Source organism: Pseudoalteromonas sp. S3431 (assembly GCF_000690035.1).
Taxonomy (GTDB): Bacteria; Pseudomonadota; Gammaproteobacteria; order Enterobacterales; family Alteromonadaceae; genus Pseudoalteromonas; species Pseudoalteromonas fuliginea.
This window is the reverse complement of sequence record NZ_JJNY01000102.1, coordinates 1-18,668: the sequence shown is the minus strand read 5'-3', so window position 1 is coordinate 18,668 and position 18,668 is coordinate 1. Positions and strand designations below refer to the sequence as shown.

General features: G+C 38.3%; 19 protein-coding genes and 1 pseudogene. 4 read left to right on the top strand and 16 right to left on the bottom strand.

All coding sequences use genetic code 11. The annotated features are described in order from the left end of the window. Positions 1 to 85 precede the first annotated feature (85 nt). Entirely contained in the window at positions 86 to 1,258 is a 1,173-nt protein-coding gene (locus DO88_RS01585) for an MFS transporter (RefSeq protein ID WP_007378866.1), read from the bottom strand. 116 nt (positions 1,259 to 1,374) lie between these two features. On the opposite strand from DO88_RS01585, the gene DO88_RS01590 reads away from it, so the two are divergent. After that, complete coding sequence (locus DO88_RS01590; RefSeq protein WP_033040896.1) at positions 1,375 to 2,262, top strand: LysR family transcriptional regulator; 888 nt, start codon at positions 1,375 to 1,377, stop codon at positions 2,260 to 2,262. 125 nt (positions 2,263 to 2,387) lie between these two features. Here DO88_RS01590 and DO88_RS0118445 read toward each other — a convergent pair whose 3' ends face one another. Beyond that, entirely contained in the window at positions 2,388 to 2,591 is a 204-nt protein-coding gene (locus tag DO88_RS0118445) for a hypothetical protein (RefSeq protein WP_232224836.1), read from the bottom strand. 183 nt (positions 2,592 to 2,774) lie between these two features. Then, positions 2,775 to 3,044, bottom strand: coding sequence for a hypothetical protein (locus DO88_RS01595; protein WP_007378869.1), 270 nt, complete (start codon positions 3,042 to 3,044; stop codon positions 2,775 to 2,777). A 239-nt stretch (positions 3,045 to 3,283) separates the two neighbouring features. Between DO88_RS01595 and DO88_RS01600 the strand changes: the two genes are divergently transcribed. Beyond that, positions 3,284 to 3,550 carry a type B 50S ribosomal protein L31 gene (locus DO88_RS01600; protein WP_007378870.1) on the top strand — a complete coding sequence of 89 codons (267 nt, stop codon included), beginning with the start codon at positions 3,284 to 3,286 and terminating at the stop codon, positions 3,548 to 3,550. Further along, the gene (gene ykgO, locus DO88_RS01605; RefSeq protein WP_033040895.1) at positions 3,550 to 3,684 is read left to right on the top strand and encodes a type B 50S ribosomal protein L36; all 135 of its coding nucleotides are present in this window, start codon (positions 3,550 to 3,552) and stop codon (positions 3,682 to 3,684) included. The genes DO88_RS01600 and ykgO overlap by 1 nt, the downstream gene beginning before the upstream one ends. A 63-nt stretch (positions 3,685 to 3,747) precedes the next feature. On the opposite strand, the gene DO88_RS01610 is transcribed toward ykgO, so the two are convergent. From DO88_RS01610 to DO88_RS01645, 8 genes are all read right to left on the bottom strand, one after another. Then, positions 3,748 to 4,134, bottom strand: a complete 387-nt coding sequence (locus DO88_RS01610) for an OsmC family protein (RefSeq protein ID WP_007378872.1) — start codon at positions 4,132 to 4,134, stop codon at positions 3,748 to 3,750. Between the two features lie 72 nt (positions 4,135 to 4,206). Beyond that, on the bottom strand, positions 4,207 to 4,596 hold the full coding sequence (locus DO88_RS01615; protein WP_033040894.1) for a cytochrome b562: 390 nt from the start codon (positions 4,594 to 4,596) through the stop codon (positions 4,207 to 4,209). Positions 4,597 to 4,731: 135 nt separating this feature from the next. Further along, entirely contained in the window at positions 4,732 to 6,510 is a 1,779-nt protein-coding gene (locus tag DO88_RS01620; protein ID WP_008137235.1) for a sugar phosphorylase, read from the bottom strand. A 39-nt stretch (positions 6,511 to 6,549) separates the two neighbouring features. Next, the gene (locus tag DO88_RS01625) at positions 6,550 to 7,782 is read right to left on the bottom strand and encodes a hypothetical protein (RefSeq protein ID WP_008137237.1); all 1,233 of its coding nucleotides are present in this window, start codon (positions 7,780 to 7,782) and stop codon (positions 6,550 to 6,552) included. Beyond that, positions 7,775 to 9,520: an HAD-IIB family hydrolase gene (locus DO88_RS01630; RefSeq protein ID WP_033040892.1), complete on the bottom strand. Its 1,746-nt coding sequence runs from the start codon at positions 9,518 to 9,520 to the stop codon at positions 7,775 to 7,777. Before DO88_RS01630 ends, DO88_RS01625 begins: the two co-directional genes overlap by 8 nt. Before the next feature lie 145 nt (positions 9,521 to 9,665). After that, the gene (locus tag DO88_RS01635) at positions 9,666 to 10,904 is read right to left on the bottom strand and encodes a uracil-xanthine permease family protein (RefSeq protein WP_007378877.1); all 1,239 of its coding nucleotides are present in this window, start codon (positions 10,902 to 10,904) and stop codon (positions 9,666 to 9,668) included. Positions 10,905 to 10,913: 9 nt separating this feature from the next. Next, on the bottom strand, positions 10,914 to 11,543 hold the full coding sequence (gene upp / locus DO88_RS01640; RefSeq protein WP_007378878.1) for a uracil phosphoribosyltransferase: 630 nt from the start codon (positions 11,541 to 11,543) through the stop codon (positions 10,914 to 10,916). A gap of 146 nt (positions 11,544 to 11,689) precedes the next feature. Continuing rightward, positions 11,690 to 12,646 (bottom strand): phosphotransferase, encoded by a 957-nt coding sequence (locus DO88_RS01645; protein WP_033040890.1) that lies wholly within the window; start codon positions 12,644 to 12,646, stop codon positions 11,690 to 11,692. 672 nt (positions 12,647 to 13,318) lie between these two features. Here DO88_RS01645 and DO88_RS01650 point away from each other — a divergent pair. Further along, complete coding sequence (locus DO88_RS01650; RefSeq protein ID WP_033040888.1) at positions 13,319 to 14,071, top strand: hypothetical protein; 753 nt, start codon at positions 13,319 to 13,321, stop codon at positions 14,069 to 14,071. A gap of 541 nt (positions 14,072 to 14,612) precedes the next feature. On the opposite strand, the gene DO88_RS01660 is transcribed toward DO88_RS01650, so the two are convergent. The 5 genes and pseudogenes from DO88_RS01660 to DO88_RS01675 all read right to left on the bottom strand — a co-directional run bounded on the left by DO88_RS01660 (position 14,613) and on the right by DO88_RS01675 (position 18,502). Next, complete coding sequence (locus DO88_RS01660; protein ID WP_033040887.1) at positions 14,613 to 15,587, bottom strand: transposase; 975 nt, start codon at positions 15,585 to 15,587, stop codon at positions 14,613 to 14,615. An 89-nt stretch (positions 15,588 to 15,676) separates the two neighbouring features. After that, a pseudogene (locus DO88_RS18930) lies at positions 15,677 to 15,811 on the bottom strand (transposase); the annotation flags it as partial. Positions 15,812 to 15,936: 125 nt separating this feature from the next. After that, the gene (locus DO88_RS01665) at positions 15,937 to 16,254 is read right to left on the bottom strand and encodes a hypothetical protein (RefSeq protein ID WP_050482473.1); all 318 of its coding nucleotides are present in this window, start codon (positions 16,252 to 16,254) and stop codon (positions 15,937 to 15,939) included. 217 nt (positions 16,255 to 16,471) lie between these two features. Continuing rightward, entirely contained in the window at positions 16,472 to 18,010 is a 1,539-nt protein-coding gene (locus tag DO88_RS01670; protein ID WP_033040885.1) for a transposase, read from the bottom strand. Positions 18,011 to 18,208: 198 nt separating this feature from the next. Continuing rightward, positions 18,209 to 18,502: a hypothetical protein gene (locus DO88_RS01675; RefSeq protein WP_232224835.1), complete on the bottom strand. Its 294-nt coding sequence runs from the start codon at positions 18,500 to 18,502 to the stop codon at positions 18,209 to 18,211. Positions 18,503 to 18,668 lie beyond the last annotated feature (166 nt).

Below are 18,668 nucleotides of genomic sequence, written 5' to 3'. Positions count from 1 at the left end.
TAGGTTACAAACCTCGCTCCGTGATTAAATCCTCCCTAGATTGAACAAATTTAATCCTAAAAGGTCAACAGACCCTGCTAAGACTTTATGCTTGCTGAATTTCACGTTTATCAAGCATACCGCTGTAGCGTGTAACACCGAGTGCTAAAACAGAGATAACAGCGCCTATCCATGCTGTGTCTTGCAGGGTCATGCTCTCTACTACGCTACCACCAATAATTGAGCCAAGTGCAATACCAATATTAAATGCGGCTATGTTTAAACCTGATGCAACATCTACCGCATTTGGCGTGTGCTTTTGTGCTTGCTTTACTACATAAAGTTGCAAGCCTGGCACATTACCAAAAGCAAATGCGCCCCAGACTAAAATAGTAAGTACAGCAGCAATTTTTGATTCCATCGTAAAAGTAAATATCAGTAAAATAATACTCAAAGCGCTGAATATAATGCTCAGTGCGCTAATTGGGCCGCGTTTGTCGGCCATCTTTCCACCCCAAATATTACCTACCGCTACCGATACGCCGTAAACAAGCATTATTAAGGCAATAGCCGAAGGCGCAAAGCCTGTTTGTTGCTCTAAAATAGGTGCTAAATAAGTAAACGCTGTAAACGTGCCGCCGTAGCCCAATATCGTCATTAAATACACGAGTAATAAACGCGGTTTTACGATTACTTGTAGTTGCTCTTTAAACGTGGCTGGTATTGATTGTTTTAAGTTTTTTGGCACTAAAATAGAGCTGCCGATTAATGCAATTAAACCTAATACCGACACAACTAAAAACGTTGCACGCCAACCAAAGTGTTGTCCAATCCATGTACCCAGTGGCACACCAGTTACGAGTGCTACAGTAAGCCCGGTAAACATAATGGCAATTGCACTGGCTTCTTTGTCTTTGCTTACTAGACTTGTGGCAATCATCGATCCGATTGAAAAAAACACACCATGGGCAAGCCCCGTTAAAATGCGCGCAAGTATTAATGTTTCGTAACTTGGCGCTTGCCAAGCAAGTAAGTTACCCAATACAAACAAGCCCATTAAGCTTATTAAGACCACTTTACGATTCCAACGACCCGTTAAAGCTGTTAGCACCGGTGCACCAATAGCAACGCCAACCGCATATAAACTTACAAGCAAACCCGCTGAAGGTAGGCTTACGCCTAAGTCGTTTGCAATGGTGGGTACTAACCCCACTATTACAAACTCAGTTGTTCCTATTGCAAATGCGCTTAAGGTAAGCGCCCACAAAGCCAATGGCATAGTTATATCCTCATTAATATTTGAAGAATGTAGTTTGGCTAAAATATCATTTGCAAAAAATAGCATTAGTGACAAAATACTTTTGTTAATAATGCAAAGATGGTGTTGGTATATTTATGGCTGTTCATTCAAAAACTGAAGATTTAGAAACGTTTATAACGGTAGTCGATTGCGGAAGCTTTTCGGGGGCGGCTAATTTGCTCAATCAACAGGTGGCTAAAGTGTCGCGAGCTGTATCACGCCTTGAAAATACACTGCAATGCACTTTGCTAAACAGAACAACACGCCGATTAGAACTTACCGAAGAAGGCCATACTTTTATAAAATATGCGCGCGAAGGATTAAATACGCTTTATACCGGTGAAGAAGCCATAAAGCTTTTAAAACAAGCGCCAAGTGGCAAGCTGCGAATAGATGCGGCAAGCCCTTTTGTATTGCACCAACTTACGCCTTTAATTGGCGAATTTGCTAAGCAATACCCGCACATAACGCTTGATATAACCTCGCACGATAGCATTATTGATTTACTTGAACATAAAACCGACCTAGCCATACGCATTGGTGATTTAAAGGACTCAAACCTACATGCTCGTAAGTTAGGCCATAGTAAACTGCGTATAGTCGCAAGCCCTGAGTATTTAAAAAGTAACCCTAAAATTAATGCTATAAATGATTTAACCAGCCATAAATTAATTGGTTTTACCGACTCACCTAAACTTAATAGCTGGCCGTTAATTCAACCTTTAAAACTAAGCTATTCGCTGAGCGCGAGTAGCGGAGAGACAGTACGACAATTATGTTTAGTAGGGCAAGGCATTGCTTTACTTTCGGATTTTATGATTGGAAATGACATAAATGAAAAGCGACTTATTGAATTACTACCCAATGCGGTTATGAGGCCAAATAATCGTGAAATTATACAAGCGGTTTATTATAAAAACAGCGCAGTTTCGTCTCGTATTGTCGCTTTTTTAGATTTTATAAAACCAAAACTAACTTTGTGATCTTTTAAAATAGAAATAATAAAGGTAATAAATTAATCATCGAGTGTTATTTGATAACCAACATAAATAACCATGGCTCTCATCCTCATCTCTCTCCATGATATAAACTGCGTTTGCCTAGTTATTTACGCTTCCCAATCGTTACTAGGAAATAAATTAAATTGTTTTTCATCCGTTATTTCAAAACCGCCTCCGGCCAATAAACTATCAAAATCATTATACTTTGTATGTGAGCTAATAAAGTCAGGTGTCATTAGTTTATTAAGCGGTATTTGATTATCTTTCACTATTGTTTTTATATTATTTACTAACTTATTAATGTCTGCCACTGTTGACTCCTGTTAACTGACTAATTTTAACAAACATTTCTTAAAAACTTGAAATTATTAAACTAATTTAGCTCGGTATAACCAAACTTTAATCAGAGAGTAAATTTATATTAGTCTAATAACGCTTTAATCATAAAGTTAAATTATTCGTATTTAGAGTAAAACTAAGCATCTAAAACAATATTAGTTTTGATGCTCATATTGACCTCGATAAATTTCAAAAACTTTTAATACCGTATGCTGTTCTTTAGATAAATTATCAAACCAATCGTCAAACAATTCATCATTGTCTTGCTCACTGAGTGCCATATATTGTGCCAATAACTCAACAATGTCGTTGTGGTTACAACTTAAAGGATTAAGTTGATGTGCTAAGGCACTATGGTCACGCTCTCTTAGGGTATCCATCACCCCTTGATCTATTTTTTCTTGTTGTTGTACTGCGTCGCTCATACATTACCTCTGTGATCAACTGTAAATGCGGTTTTAACGTTTTTATTAGCTTAAATATAGTTATAACAGCCTAAACGCTAATAGCCAGCATTTTTAATCTAAGTGCTTATTTTTTGATTTATTTGCACAAATAGCCATCAAACTGGTGCTTTTCACTGCTTTTAAAACTATTTGCAAAGCACAAAAAAATGCGTTAAATTAAATGATATATTATCACATATCATTTACTGAGGCGCATTATGAAACCAAATATTCACCCTGACTACCAAGTAGTTGCTTTTCACGACACCGCTGCCGACTCTTATTTTATTATCGGTTCAACAATTAAAACCAACCGCACTGTTGAGGTAGACGGTAAAACTTATCCGTATGTGCCTATTGATGTGTCGAGTGATTCACACCCTTTCTATACAGGTAAGCAAAAAACCGTAACCACAGATGGTCGTGTTGCACAGTTTAATCGTCGATTTAAAGGTGTTTCAACGAGTAAAAAAGAGGAAAAATAATGAAGGTACTTAGCTCACTCAAAAGTGTAAAACAGCGCGCTGGTTGTCAGATAGTTAAACGCAAAGGCCGTGTATTTGTTATCTGTAAAAGCAACCCTCGCTTTAAAGCCGTTCAAGGGATGAAAAAGAAGTAATCTCAGCGGGGTATTAATACATAATTAGGTAGCTTATTTAAGCTACCTAATTTTAGGACGTTACTATTTTACAATGACTGAAAATTCAGGCATGGCCTGAATTACTTTTTTAACAGTACACGTATTAACAGCAGCTATAAGGGCTTTTTTATATTTTTCAGGAAAACCCTCTGGCAGGTTAATTTCAATAGCAAATAACTTTTTACCATTGTCATCAACGTTTTCATTGTTTTGCGTTAGCGTCATTCCTTGTGTAGAAATATCACGTTGTTCACAAAATTTTCGTGCGTAAAACCCTGCGCATAGCACCATACTCACTAAAAAATAGTCAAAAGGTTCAGGGTGTTCGGCACTCCCACCCGCAGCAATACTTTGATCGCTTATCACTTCTAAATCGCCAAATTTTGCACTTTGCTTTTGGCCTTCTAACATTGAAACTGAAATTTCCATTGTTATTCCTTATATAACCTAAATGTTGGTTAAAATATTTACTAATACATAATTTTTTAGTTTAAGCCTAGATTACGAACCAAACAATAATTCAAAAAAGCCTGGTGGCTCATGTAGTTTGTGATATTTTTTACGTAAATCATCTATATTTTTTAATGATGCTTTCGCCTCTGCGAGCCCTTGTTCATTAGCCGCATTTTTAGCAAGCTCAGCCTGAGCAATTACTTTATCAAGGCCTTGTAATGACTGTTCGGGCTCTTTATAAAATTTGGCTGTTCTACTTACTTTTACCAGCTTAATAAACTTATCGATTGCGATATTAAATTCTGCTAGATCAGTTGCTTGTACTGTTTGTTTATAAGCAAGGCCTGTGTTTTTCATGTTTATTTCGAGATCAACAGGCTGATCAGCTAATGCTAATGAGCTAAATAACAATGTGAAAAATATATAAAAAGACTTCATGAACAACCTTACTAAGTTAAAAACATACAGATTGTATCAAGGATAGAAAAGAAAGTAACTCGGGTAGTGAAATGGCTTAAAACTAACTGTAAAGCCCCTTTACAGTTAGTTTTATATTTAAATCGTTAAAAATATTTACTGCAGGTTGCTCAACCACACGCTTTGATATGGCTCGAGTTCAATATTTAGCTGCCCTTCTTCTATTGTGTTTACTGCGACTAAATCGAACCATTGCTGCGTATTAATTAGGTTTAAATCGGCTAGTATTAAGGTTTGTGCTTTATCGCTTATATTATAAACACAAAATATACTTTGCTTTCTATCGATGCTTTGTCGCCAAAAACCAAATAATCCCCCCGCTAAATGCAGCGTAAACTGCGTGGCATTAGGATGAAACGCACTTTGCTTTTTACGTACACCCAATAACGCTTTAATACCGATAAATACTTTATGATGATGGCTGTATTTTTCACCAATCGCTGCTAACAATTTTGACTCTTGCCAACGATGACGGTTAATGGCTCTGTTGTGTTGAGAGTTTTCAAAACGCTCGTAATCGTTTGTTGTGCCAAGTAAACTATGGATATAAAGCCCTGGTATTCCCTCAAGTGCAAACATAATTGCGTGTGCACACATAAACCGTTCAAGGCCAAATTTGTCTGGGCCGTTATGTGTTCCTTGTAGCGCATCGAATAATGCAATGTTTAGCTCATACGGGGTATGTGTGCCGTCATTACTGGTACGCATTGAAACACGCCCACCAAATTGCATCGTTGTGCTTACGAGTGAAGCCACTTCGCTAGGTTCTAATAAACCCTCAATTGGCCTAAGCCCAATTCCGTCATGCGATGCTATAAAGTTAAAGTAGGCTGTGCCGTTTTGCGCCGGAGGCATACTCATCATCCAGTGTTTAAGTGCTGTGCTATCACCACTTAACAAAGTGTGTAGCAATAATGGTGGCAGTGCAAAGTTGTAAATCGCATGCGCTTCATTGGCGTTACCAAAATACGATAGGTTTTCTTGATTTGGGATATTGGTTTCGGTAATTATGACCACACTTGGCTCTACATGCTCAATAAGCGTGCGCATTAGCCTTACGGCTTCATGTGTTTGTGGTAAGTTAATACAATTTGTATTTAGTTGCTTCCATAAAAAAGCAACTGCATCGAGTCTAAATAAGCGCACACCGTTGTCTAAATAATGCCGAATTATGCCCACAAATTCTTTAAGTACATCGGGATTGCCAAAATCAAAATCAACCTGATCGTGACTAAACGTGCACCATACGTGTTTTTCGCCGCTTGGCGTTGTTACGGTATTCAATAACGATGAGGTACGCGGGCGTACAACTTGGCTTAAATCATCAGTTAAGCTTGCCGTTTTAAAGTAATCTTTACCTGGGTGTAAATCGTTTAAAAAATTCTCAAACCATACGCTTCTGCTTGAGCAATGGTTAATTACTAAATCAGCCATTAGCTTTACATCTTTGGCTATGTTTTGAATATCACCCCAATCCCCTAGCGATTCGTTAACTTGCACGTAGTTCATTACTGCAAAGCCTTCGTCTGAGCTGTACGGGTAAAATGGTAATATATGCAGCGCATTAAGTTGCATATCGCATTGATCTTTTATAAATCGGTGTAGTGTTTTGAGCGGAGCTTCCATTGGGCTCGATACCGCAAAATCACTATTATCATGCTTAATAATTGAATCGCCATAAGCTATCAATACTATATCTTGTTCATCCCACCTATTTGTATGCGGTGTCGGGTCGCGCAGTGGACTGCTGCCTAAAATAATCTTAATCAATTGCTGAGCAAGCTCAGCAATTGATAAGGGCAGTTCAACATCCTCATAAATTATTCGAAGATGTTGCTCTACCCGCTGTAAAAATAGTTCGTTAACTGTGCTCACATGCGCCCCTTTTATTTTTTAGTTACTTAACCTGAACATTTATTTTTTAGGTTGGCTATATTCTTTGTTATCTAACTCCACTGCTTCTTTTAAGCGCTCAAATACATCTGGCATTGCTGACACAACACGGTTCCAACTTGGTACAAATGGCGCTTCCATTGGGTTATCTAAAAATTGTTGCCCTGCATTCATAATATTTTGTGCAAACATTTCTACTGCTTTTTCTTCTTGATGCACATCAAGCGTTAAGCCATTCATTATTGCATCATTATGGTAGGTTTCTATAAAATCTAAACCAATACGGTAATACGTTGCTTTGAGTGAGCGAATAGTTTCACTGGTAAAAGTAACGCCTTGTGTTGCTAGCTTTCTAAATAAAGCTTTGGTTATATCAATCGACATCTTAGATAACCCAGCACTTTGATCATCAAGTGATAGTGCTTGGTGTTTGTGATCGTAGTTATCGGCTATATCTACTTGGCACAAACGATTATGTGAATAATTACGATACATTTCACTTAGTACACCAATTTCTAATCCCCAATCACTTGGGATGCGAATGTCGTTTAATACATCACGTCTGAACGAAAACTCACCTGCTAATGGGTATCTAAATGAGTCCATGTATTCCAAATAGTCGCGGTTACCTAATATAGTTTTGAATGAACGCAGTAGTGGCGTTACTAATAAGCGTGATACACGGCCGTTAATTTTTCCGTTTGCTGTACGCGGGTAAAAGCCTTTACAAAATTCATAGTTAAAACGCGGATGCGCAACGGGGTAAATTAAGCGAGCAAGTAGGCTTCTGTCGTAGGTTAAAATATCGCAATCATGCAGCGCGATAGATTCTACTTCTGCTGTTGCTAGCTTATAACCCATGCAGTACCAAACATTTCGGCCTTTTCCAAGCTCTCTTGGCGCTACGCCTAGCTCTTGTAATTCTTTATCAAGAGCTTGTAAGCGCGGGCCGTCGTTCCAAAGTACTTTGTGGTTTTGATTTAACTCTTTAAAAAAACCAAGTGCGTGGCGATACTGTGCTTCGTCAGCTCTATCTAGGCCAATAGTAATTTGCGATAAATACGGTACTTCACGCAACTCGCTAACTATATTTTGCAGCGCAGGGCCTTCTAACTCGCTAAATAACGATGGTAATATAAGCCCCATTGGACGCTGCTTACTAAACCCGATTAATTCTTTTTCTAGCTCTTCAATTGGTCGGTCAGCTATATTGTGTAATGTAGTAATTACGCCATTTTGGTAAAAATCAGCCATGAGATGTTTGCTCCTCAGTAATACTTAAAATACTGTTAATACAAGGTAGTGATGTTATTTCTTCAATCCAACCTAATGGTGCTGGCGATTGTGAATAGCGTGCCTTGTTATGTGACAATTTAACCGGTTTTTTGCTCGCCGGATTTGCAATAATAATGGCAATATTGGCTTGCTCTAACATTTGCTTATCGTTATCACTATCGCCCAATGCTATGACTGTGAGAGGCTTTCTAAAGTGATGGGTAAACTGCTTAACTAACCACTGCTGTGCAGCGCTTTTGTCTGTATTTTTGGCAATATGAATAAAGCGCCCTCCTACTTTTATGTCGTAACCAAGCGCTTTAACATCTTCGACAAAGGTATTTAGTAAGTCATCATTGCCATACCAATAAAGTGGATCTGAGTAGTCTCGCGTTTGCGCACGCCTTGCTTGTTCGTCACTCAACCCTGTTAACTCAGAGATTTGTTCACCGGTTAAGTTACTAAATAATTTATAATGCGCTTTGTATTTAGAATCGAGCGACTCTAAATCACTTAATAAACGCGACAAAGGCTTAGCTAATACAAAACACCAATAAGCGCCAACTTTTTTACAACCAATCGGTTTAAGTTCAAAGTAGTGATCGGGTATATAAACTGCAGCGCCATTTTCAACAATAAAAGGCTGTTGGATGCTTAACTCGTTTTTAATTTCAACCACTTCGCAAAATGTTTTACTGGTATTAAACACCACCGGGATATGTGCGTTTTGTAACTGTTGCAATAACACACTCACATTACTGGTGTTGTAATCGCTATGATCGAGTAAAGTGCCATCTAAATCGGTAAAAATAATTGGCTGAAGGGTGTCATCGCTAATTAAATGCATCCCACTTATATCGCGATTAGCATCAAGCTCAATCAGTGCGTTTGCTTTACTGCTCAAAGTATTTAAATTTTCGCGTGTAATACGCTCAAAATGAGAAATAAACCACACTAACTGCGCATTAGTCATCGTGCCTGATCCTGCACCTTCTTTAGCAATTAGTTTTTGCTCTTGCTCTTGTCTCCATGTAAATACATCACTAAAGCTTGGCGCTTTAAGCATTACGGTGTAATCAATTTTATTAAAGATTGCTTTATACTCATTGGCTAAACAACTGTTTATACAACGACGCCACACGCCCTCCTTATCATGAAGCTGCTCCAACTCATTAAGCGGTTCACTCAATGAAAATAATGGCTGCGGCTCACTGCCTACACACCATCCTTCTAAAATAACAATATCGACAGGCGTTGAATTAGCTAACCATTCATTTTGAGAAACGCAATCATCAATATGTTTATTAAAGCGTGGTAATGGCACATTTATATCACCTGCTAATAGCTGCGAAATAGTGCTATTCATCAACTCCGTGTCATGAGTACCTGGTACACCACGAGTTGCAAATAGTGGATGAACATCCTCAGCAAGTTGTTTACGCGCTTGCTTAGCTAAATAAAAATCGTCAATAGATAATGCGACACTGTTAAGGGATGTGTTTTTAGAAAACCACGTAACTAAAAAATCAGCGAGTGTTGTTTTCCCTGATCCTTGGCATCCATTTATGGCAACAAAAATAGGAGTATTTGTTTTTTTAGATTCGAGGATGTCATGCGCGAGTGGAACAAAGTATTGCTCACTCAAATATTGATACTTTAAAGGCAGTTGGTGCTTTGCTAAAAACGGGGTTATATCCACAATATTGGCCTCTGACATAGTAACTCCTTGCATACAATACGTTCTGAAGGAGTAAATGCAGATACTAGACCAATATTTTTTTTGTATATTTTTTAATAGGTTAAAAAAATAGCGCATTTAAAATGCGCTATTATGGTGCAAACTAATTAGTTAATGTTCAAAATTAAGCCTCTACAGGCTCTGCTTTAGGTAATATTAAGTTAAGTACGATACCTAAGATGGCGCATAAACTTACGCCCTCCAAACTAAATTGGCTACCACCAACATGCATTCCTCCAATACCGCACACTAAAATAAGGGCAACAATGCTTAAGTTGCGCGGCGCAGTTAAATCATCTCCCGACTTAACCAGTGTATTTAGGCCAACAACGGCAATAGAACCAAAAAGTAGAATCATAATACCGCCCATTACAGGTACTGGTATTGTTTGCAGCCCAGCCCCCATTTTAGCGATAAACGCTAAAGCAATAGCAATAATGGCCGTCCACATCATTACTTTTGGATTAAAGTTTTTGGTAAGCATTACTGCCCCCGTTACTTCTGAGTAAGTAGTGTTAGGCGGGCCACCAAATAATGACGCGGCTGATGTAGCTAAGCCGTCACCAAACAAAGTACGGTGAAGCCCAGGCTTTTTCAAAAAGTCTTTGTTGGTTACTTGGCTAATCGCCATCATATCGCCAATGTGTTCAATGGCTGGCGCAATAGCCACAGGCACCATAAACAAAATAGCTTGCCATTTAAATTCTGGCCATGTGAAGTTAGGCACAGCGAACCATTGTGCATTACTTACTGCGTCAAATTGCACAACACCTAAAATAAGCGATAAGCCATAACCCGCTACAACCCCTGCCAGAATAGGAATAAGTTTAAATACCCCCCTTCCCCATACTGCAAAAACAAGCGTTACTAATAACGAAAACATCGAAATAAAAATAGCGTTATTGTAATCAATAATTTGAAGACTGCCGTCGCCACTTTTACCCATCGCCATATTTACAGCAACAGGTGCAAGGGCTAAACCAATAACCATAATTACGGGGCCTACAACCACAGGTGGTAAAATTTTATGAAGCGTTGCTACGCCTTTAAATTTTACTAATAAGCTCAACAGCATATATGCAAAACCTGCCGCCATTAAGCCCCCCATTGTCGCGGGCACACCCCACATTTGCACGGCAGCAATAATAGGTGCAATAAAAGCAAATGAAGAGGCTAAAAATATAGGCACTTGACCTTTAGTCACTATCTGAAACAGCAAAGTACCAAACCCTGCTGTAAACAATGCCACACTCGGATCGAGCCCTGTTAATAGCGGCACAAGCACCAATGCACCAAATGCTACAAACAGCATTTGTGCACCCGTTAAAATGGTTTTTATAGAAAATGTGGCGTTATTTTGCACTGAACACTCCTAAACTGTACCGAATATTTTGTCGCCCGCATCACCTAAACCAGGCACTATGTACCCTTTTTCGTTCAGGTGGCTGTCTACTGATGCAGTAAATATTTCTACGTCTGGGTGAGCCTCAAGTGTTTTTGCAACGCCCTCCGGTGCTGCTACAAGTATAATAACTTTAATTTCTTTACAGCCTGCTTTTTTAAGCATGTCGATAGTTGCAATCATTGAGCCACCGGTTGCAAGCATTGGGTCAATAACTAGGCTCAAACGCTCGTCAATATTACCTACTAACTTTTCAAAATAAGGGATTGGCTCTAGCGTTTCTTCGTTACGTTGAAGACCTACAACACTAACCTTAGCGGCTGGTAGTAATTGCATTACACCGTCCATCATACCAAGGCCTGCACGTAAAATAGGCACTACTGTAATTTTTTTACCTTTAATGTGCTGCACATTTAATTTATTGCCGTCCCAACTGGTAATTTCATTATCTTCAAGTGGAAGGTTTTTAGTAGCTTCGTAGGTTAATAATGTGCCTACTTCAGAGCACAGTTCACGAAAGCTTTTAGTGCTAATGCCATATGCGCGCATTAAACCAAGTTTATGTTGAACAAGAGGATGAGTAATAACGTGAATAGCCATGATAAAAACCTACAGAGACAATAATTAGCGGTATTTTATATTAAAAAAGGTCATTTGACCTGTAATTTTAAAGGGATTTTCATTTGCTGTGCAAAAATCTATTGCTTTGCTTGATATTTATGCAAGTGGCTAACACAGTCTGTTTATTAAATATTAGCTGCTAACCAGTTATTTACTTGCTTAAGCATATAGCTATTTATTTTTTGATGTTCAGGACTCCAGCCAACTAAAAACCGATAAAAGTCAGCCCATGCCGCAGGCCATAAAACGAGCCAATCGTCAGCTATTTTACCTGCTGGTGCTGTAGGGTGATAAATATTAATAGCAGCCTTTAAATTATCAAAATAGTACACAAGGTAATCCTCAGCCCATTCGTGTAATTGTGCATCACTTAAGCAACTGGTCATAAAATACATTACATCAATTATCCCACTACCTGCACCTATATACTGAAAATCATAACCGAGTATTTTATCGCGCTCATTTGCTGCAAAGTTAGCAAGTTTTGCATCGCCATGAATCAGCGTTTTATACGCACAACTTTGTAGTTCCTCATCTATTTTATGTGCAAAATTTTTAATATCGGACTTTTCATTCGCGCTTGTTTTTAATTTATTAAACTCATCTGGCCGCGTACTTAAATGCCAATAATTGCCTTGCCGCCACAAGCCGTCAACAGGTTTGTTTAGGTTAAATGCATGAAAGTGCACAAGCCACTTTAATATAGCTTTTATATGTTCGCTTTTCGCTTGAGTAAACCCATGCTTGGTAAAGTCTTTAAACACCAGCGCGTATTCATCATCTTTATTAATTGCGCTTATACATTCAATACTTTGCGCATGTACTGGTAAATGCTGGCTATAAAGCTTATAAAAAGTGTATTCAACGCTATAGGAATGCTGCTTTCTTTTAAGTGCAAATTCGCTTTGTTTAATTTTTGGATGGTTTATATAGCTAGGTATTTTAATCGCTTTAATAACACATGCCTCATCATCAAGCTGGCACTGCACAATACTGCCACAGCCACTCCAAAGGGATGTTAACGTATCGCCAATTTCAATGTGCTTAAAATGAGGTTGTAATAAAGGAATGTAAAATGCCATGGTAATATTAAATAATTAAATTTTTTATAGTTTAACATTAGTGGGCGTTTTTAATAAAACTACTTAATAAAAACCGAACGGTTTAACAAAAATATACATTTCTTTTTGACTGACACCCATCTTAATTTATCTATACAACTTGTTTCTAAAAATGCAAAATTTAGGATGGGCGTCTGGCTTATTTATCTTTGTTTTTTAGCAAGCTTGTGACGCATCATTACTGGGAAATGGGATACATGATAATTAACAAAAGCAAAAACTTAGATGTTTATACATCGGCTCGTCTTGACTTCAAGGGAGCGTCCATATGTGTCATGTTAATTTGCTTTATTAATATTTAGTCAAAGTTAGACACAGCCAAAGTATAACTTGTATAAAGCAATACAGCGTCTGCTCGGATAACGTGTTCTAGTAACGCCTATGCTCCTAATTATACTGATGGGCATTGACATAAACTATAAGCCTGACTTAATATCAATTGGCTAAAAATCAAGCAGGAAAAAAGTAAGTTTATTCTACAGGATGCTTACCTCTTTTTTCTAAAGAAACATAAAGCAAAGGAATCGCAAATGAAAGCCGATGGACATATAAAGATATCTGTAGAAGCAATTACTCAAATGCAAAAAAACTGTCAAGTGGAAAGGAAACTCTGTAGCCTTCCAATATTCGTAAATGGGACTTATCAGTGGAGCAACCCCCGAAGTTTCAAATCGAGCTGATTTTATCTCTGCATTTATTGCCTACATGGTCAATCCTAGAAAAAATCTTGCAAGACGAATCGCAGCGGTTGATTTTGATGAAAGTTGGACACATGAAGCTCCAACTGGCCAGCGTTATCACTTCATGAAATCTTCTAATGAAACCGAATATGACTCATATATTAATGGCTGTGTGTTCATTAAGGAGAAGATGGATCGATGGGTGATTGAGTGTAAGCAAAAAGTTAATATTTTAAAACAGCTTCAAAATGATAATGAAAATGTAACTTTTCAAACTAGGAGGTACGGGGTAAAACATTTAGCTTTGGCTTTACACGCATTACAAGATTCATTTTCTCCAGCCCATACAGTAAGAAGTGAAAAAGCTATATATCAAATCAAATGCAGAAAAGAAGCTATGATCAGTGGTGTTGATGCTGCAGAAGCTAACCACCCCCATCCAATCATTAAAATATTTGATTATGATAAGCAGAAACATGGTTCACCAATAGACACAATTACTCCACACTCCAAAGGTGATATACACTCAGGGTCTTTGAATACTAATTCAGGTAAACTAGCTGTAAAAGCAACACAAGAGTTGATTATTTTGGGGTTACAATCGGTTTCTCAAAATAAAGATTCACTAGCTGGTTGGGGAGCATATAAAGCAAAGTGGTTAGCACAAAAAAACCTACCTAATACGGAAAATTATAAATGTTCATAAGTAAAAGTAAATTAAAACGGATATTGTTTAATAAGATTTCTGGATCTATCTATTGGTTACTCGTATGGCCTTATATTAGTATGATTTTTCAATCCAATTCGCATTATCCTGCCTACCTTAAACCTATAGGTGTGTTTTTTGTTTCTTCAGATTCATCAGCGCCTGAAGGATACTATACAAGTATGTCCTATTTTATCAGTGACATTTTTCCTGCTATATTTTTCTGGGGGATATGGGCGGGAATAGTTATTATATTACCAGCAGCTAAATTTAAAAAAGATTAAAATTATCGCCATTTTAAACTACAGCTAAACTATGAAGCTACTTTAATCAGTTAAACTAGACAGCCACTATAATTAAACAAACAAAACGTTGCCATTAAATTTAATTTGTTGGTTAAGAATTTATCTTTTACTACTCGGTTACTTACATTTCATCCATAAAAAAATTAGCACGCTTAAACCTAAATTCGGCCCATGAAAATAACTGCATGGTGCAGTTGTGATTTATTACTGAATAGTTTTACTGAGTAGTTTAAGTTTTATGCCAATAGCTTTTCGCAGTTACTGATATTCGCTCGCCGCTTTCGCTTTAAGTTTTCACAATAACTTTTTTGTGAGGCTGGCCTGCCAACTGCGCCATGAAATACGCGCGTAAATTGGGTTGTAAGCTTTAACCAGTTTTCGGGGGAAATATTAACTCTTTCGAGTAAGGGTAAGTGTGTACTTTTAATATAACCGCGTTTATCCTCTCGTATACAACGCCCTGTTAATTCAACAAGTTCAAGGTACGATTTAAGCTCAAACGGGAGTCCTTTTGGCATTATCTGACGTGGCATTCCTGCAAAGCGCAGTAGTTGTTTTGGTTGTTTGCCTTCTTTTGCGTATGTTAGTCGTTGTTTAACGCTGGTGTGGTCTGATTCCTCAGGCGTGTTAGCCATTTTAGCTCTAATTGGGTTTAAATCGACATACGCCATACAAGCGGCAAGTGCTGCTTCATCTAGTAATGCTTGTGATGTAAATCTGCCTTCCCAGAACCGTCCTGTGCAGTTATCTTCTTTATTTGCTCTGCGCGCAATGTTTTCATTTAACAACCGCATAAACCAGCTAATACTTGATAGGCGCTCGCGGTAGTCGTTTACTGTTTGATTGAAAAAGATAAGTTCGGCTTTACTTAGCTTTTCACCCTGTATGTATTTTTGCGTAAGTACAGTACCTTTACAGATCTTATGCCAGCGAATGATAATCGCTTTATCGTTTAATCGATTCGCTTTTTTATCATCAACATACAGTACTAAGTGGGTGTGATTACTCATAACAGCGTAAGCACATACATCAATACAAAATACCTTCGCTAATTCAAGCAGCTTATCTTTAACCCACCCTCGTCGATGCTCGTAAGATTGACCAGTAAAACGGTCTTCGCCACATAAAAATGCACGGCGCACGCAACGCGAAATACAGTGGTAGTATTTTGTATCAACCAAACTTACTTGTCGTTTTCTTGCAATTGCCATAAGACGCCCTGCTTGTTTTTTGTACTAATTAAAGGCTAGCCTTTAATTTTGAAAAGTGCAAAATTTAGGATGGGTGTCTAGTTTGTTTTCCCTCGTCGATGCTCGTAAGATTGACCAGTAAAACGGTCTTCGCCACATAAAAATGCACGGCGCACGCAACGCGAAATACAGTGGTAGTATTTTGTATCAACCAAACTTACTTGTCGTTTTCTTGCAATTGCCATAAGACACCCAGCTTGTTTTTTGTACTAATTAAAGGCTAGCCTTTAATTTTGAAAAGTGCAAAATTTAGGATGGGTGTCTAGTTTGTTGCCTGCACTTAGCTCAAACAAAAGGTCGTAGTTTAGGCTTACATATATAGTGTTTTTATTCCAAACTCTCTAATTAATTCTACATAGGTGTTGCCATCTAAAGGACTGAAACTTGCAAGATAATGAGCTAATTCACGCTGAAATCCAATAGTATTATCATTTGTAAAATCAGTATAGGCCGCCATGCCTTTTTCAAAATCAGACCTGAATTGCTCTTTTATTTCGTCAGGTACAGCTGCAGAAATTCCTCCGCGCTTTTCTAACTCATTAAACAGAGTATTTCCTAACGGAGGAGCATAAGGTTCAGTAGGCCCACTGCCATAACTTGCCCCAGCACCTAATAGGATTAACTTCACGATATCTCCTTGAAACTAACGAGCCTGTAGATTAACTCGTTTTTTTATTTATTTTTATTGATAAACAAACCATAGCTGAGTTCCTATTTTGGTTCAATCGATTACTGTATTTTATGCAGAATATAAAGTGGGAGTTTGGTGTTGTTTTAATTGGCGTTTTGGACGGGATTACGGGTACTTGAGTGGCTTTTATTTAGGGTAAAAGCGCTTACCCTTCTTAATGCATCGTGTTTTGCAGCTTTTCTATATTATGAACAAGGCAATACAGTTGCCATTGCGCATTCACTTTCGTTTGACCCCGTAAGGTCAATTTATTCATCCCTTTATTCACTGTAATGTTTCCGAACACTGGCTCAATACAGCCTAATCGCTTACTGTATTGTCGTCGCCCTATGGGGCTGTCTATTTTTACTTTCATCTTATCAACATAGCTCAGCTTTTTGTGCGATTCATTATTTATAAACTGTACTTGTCGCCCCGTTTTAATGGGTGGCTTTCGCATGCATTGCTGCTGTAGCGGGCACGTTTTACAGTCTTTTAAATAACCGCAGAATCGCGTGTATTGTTGGTTGTGGCTTTTTACATTGATACCACTTCGCCACATGGCATTGCCTGCGGGGCAGCGGCAAGTTTGGGTTGCTTCATTATAATGAAAATCATCTGAGGTAAATAATCGTGGCTTGCCTTTGCTGCGTTTTAGTCGGCGCTTTTCTTGCTCCGTTTCGTATGTTTCGCTGGCTTTAAACAGCGGATTTCGTTTTCTAAATTGGTTATCCGCAATATACGTATCGAACCCACTTTGCGCCATAAATTCAAGATTTACTTCGCTGTTAAACCCACTGTCTGCGGTGAATTTGATGGTATGCTCATCTGCCATTTTTTCTGTATTGAGTTTAGCGAGTTGCTGTTTTAATTGTGCAACGGCTGGCTGTAAAGTTTGTTGCTCGCCTACTGAGCCCCACGCTTGTGCTTGCAGGATAATTTGGTGTTTATCATCGTTTATCGCTATGCCGTTGTAACCTTGGATTGTGCCTTTTGAGGTCGTCATTTTTGCACTATCTGGATCAGTGATATTACTTTTAACAGGCTTGCCTTTACTGCCTGTTTTCTCTTCGTGAGTGGCTAAAAACTCGGTGATTTTATCTGCACTTTTATCTAGCTTTTCTTTTTGTTTTAAATCCTGAGTTATCAATTCTTCGCCCAGTCCATCTTGTGATTGGTGGCGTTCAATAATACGTTTGCTTGCGAGTTCTAGTTTTGCTTTTTTGCGGCTTAACTCATCGAATGTGCCGCTCCACTCTTTACTCGCATTGGACTTTAATTTACACCCATCAATGGCAAACATGTTGCGGCCTATCAAGTCTTCCTCATCACATATCATCAGCACTTGCGTGAAAAGTGGCTCAATCTGTTCATGCATTTTAGCCACAAAACCCGCTATAGATGTGTAATGTGGCTGGATATCACCCGACACACTCATAAATAAAATGTTCGTCTCACACGCTTTAGCAATTCGACGGCTACTGATAAAACCATGTGCATAGCCCAGTAAAATAATCTTTAGCATTACCGAAGGTGGATACGCCGCCGCGCCCGTTTTGTCATTGTTGTACCACGCATCAAATCCCGATAAATCGAGTTTATTTTCGACAATATAACAAAGGGCATACTCAAAAGTGCCAGGCAGAATTTGCTCAGCGAAATTGATAGGAATGAATTTATTTTGACAGGATAAGTCAGGCTTGTAGTTAGCCATAACAGTTTACCGTGGGTGAATAATATCTATTAGATCACAGCGAACAGATGGATTCAAGGTTAAAAAGCAACCAACCAAGAATAGTTGGATACGTTCCTAAAAAGAGTAATTCTACAGCCTCAACGCCCAAATAACAGGCTAAGTAATGGTTGGCTAAAATTGTGTAGCGAAGCGAAACGTAGCCAACTGTTACGTGTCCTAGTTTATTTGCTTGTTAGGGCTTAATGCTCGAATAGATTTTAAGAACTCTTTACTAAAGTCGAAGTTATCCCAAATTAACTGAGTACCACCACAATAACCCGTTATCCAATTAGAGTCGTCTGTAAAAGCAACATACTCTTTCCCCAATGAAAAAGACATTCCGTGGCATGCATTACCGTCCATTGTGGAATATATGACTTTTGTGTAATTACCCTTAAGCATACTTTTGTTGTCTAAAGTGATTTTTTGATAAGGTCTATTGTCTTTATCAAATAAAATTTCCAATTTCATAATACGCCCATTCAGCACATTACTAGCGTTACTGAAATGCACAGAAGGTGGTTGTTCTGCACAACTGCAAGCAAGGGTGTTAGCACTAAAAACTATTAAGGAAATAAAAAACGCTAAACGATACACCGAAACTCTCCTTGAGCCCTAGACATAATGACTCCCACAC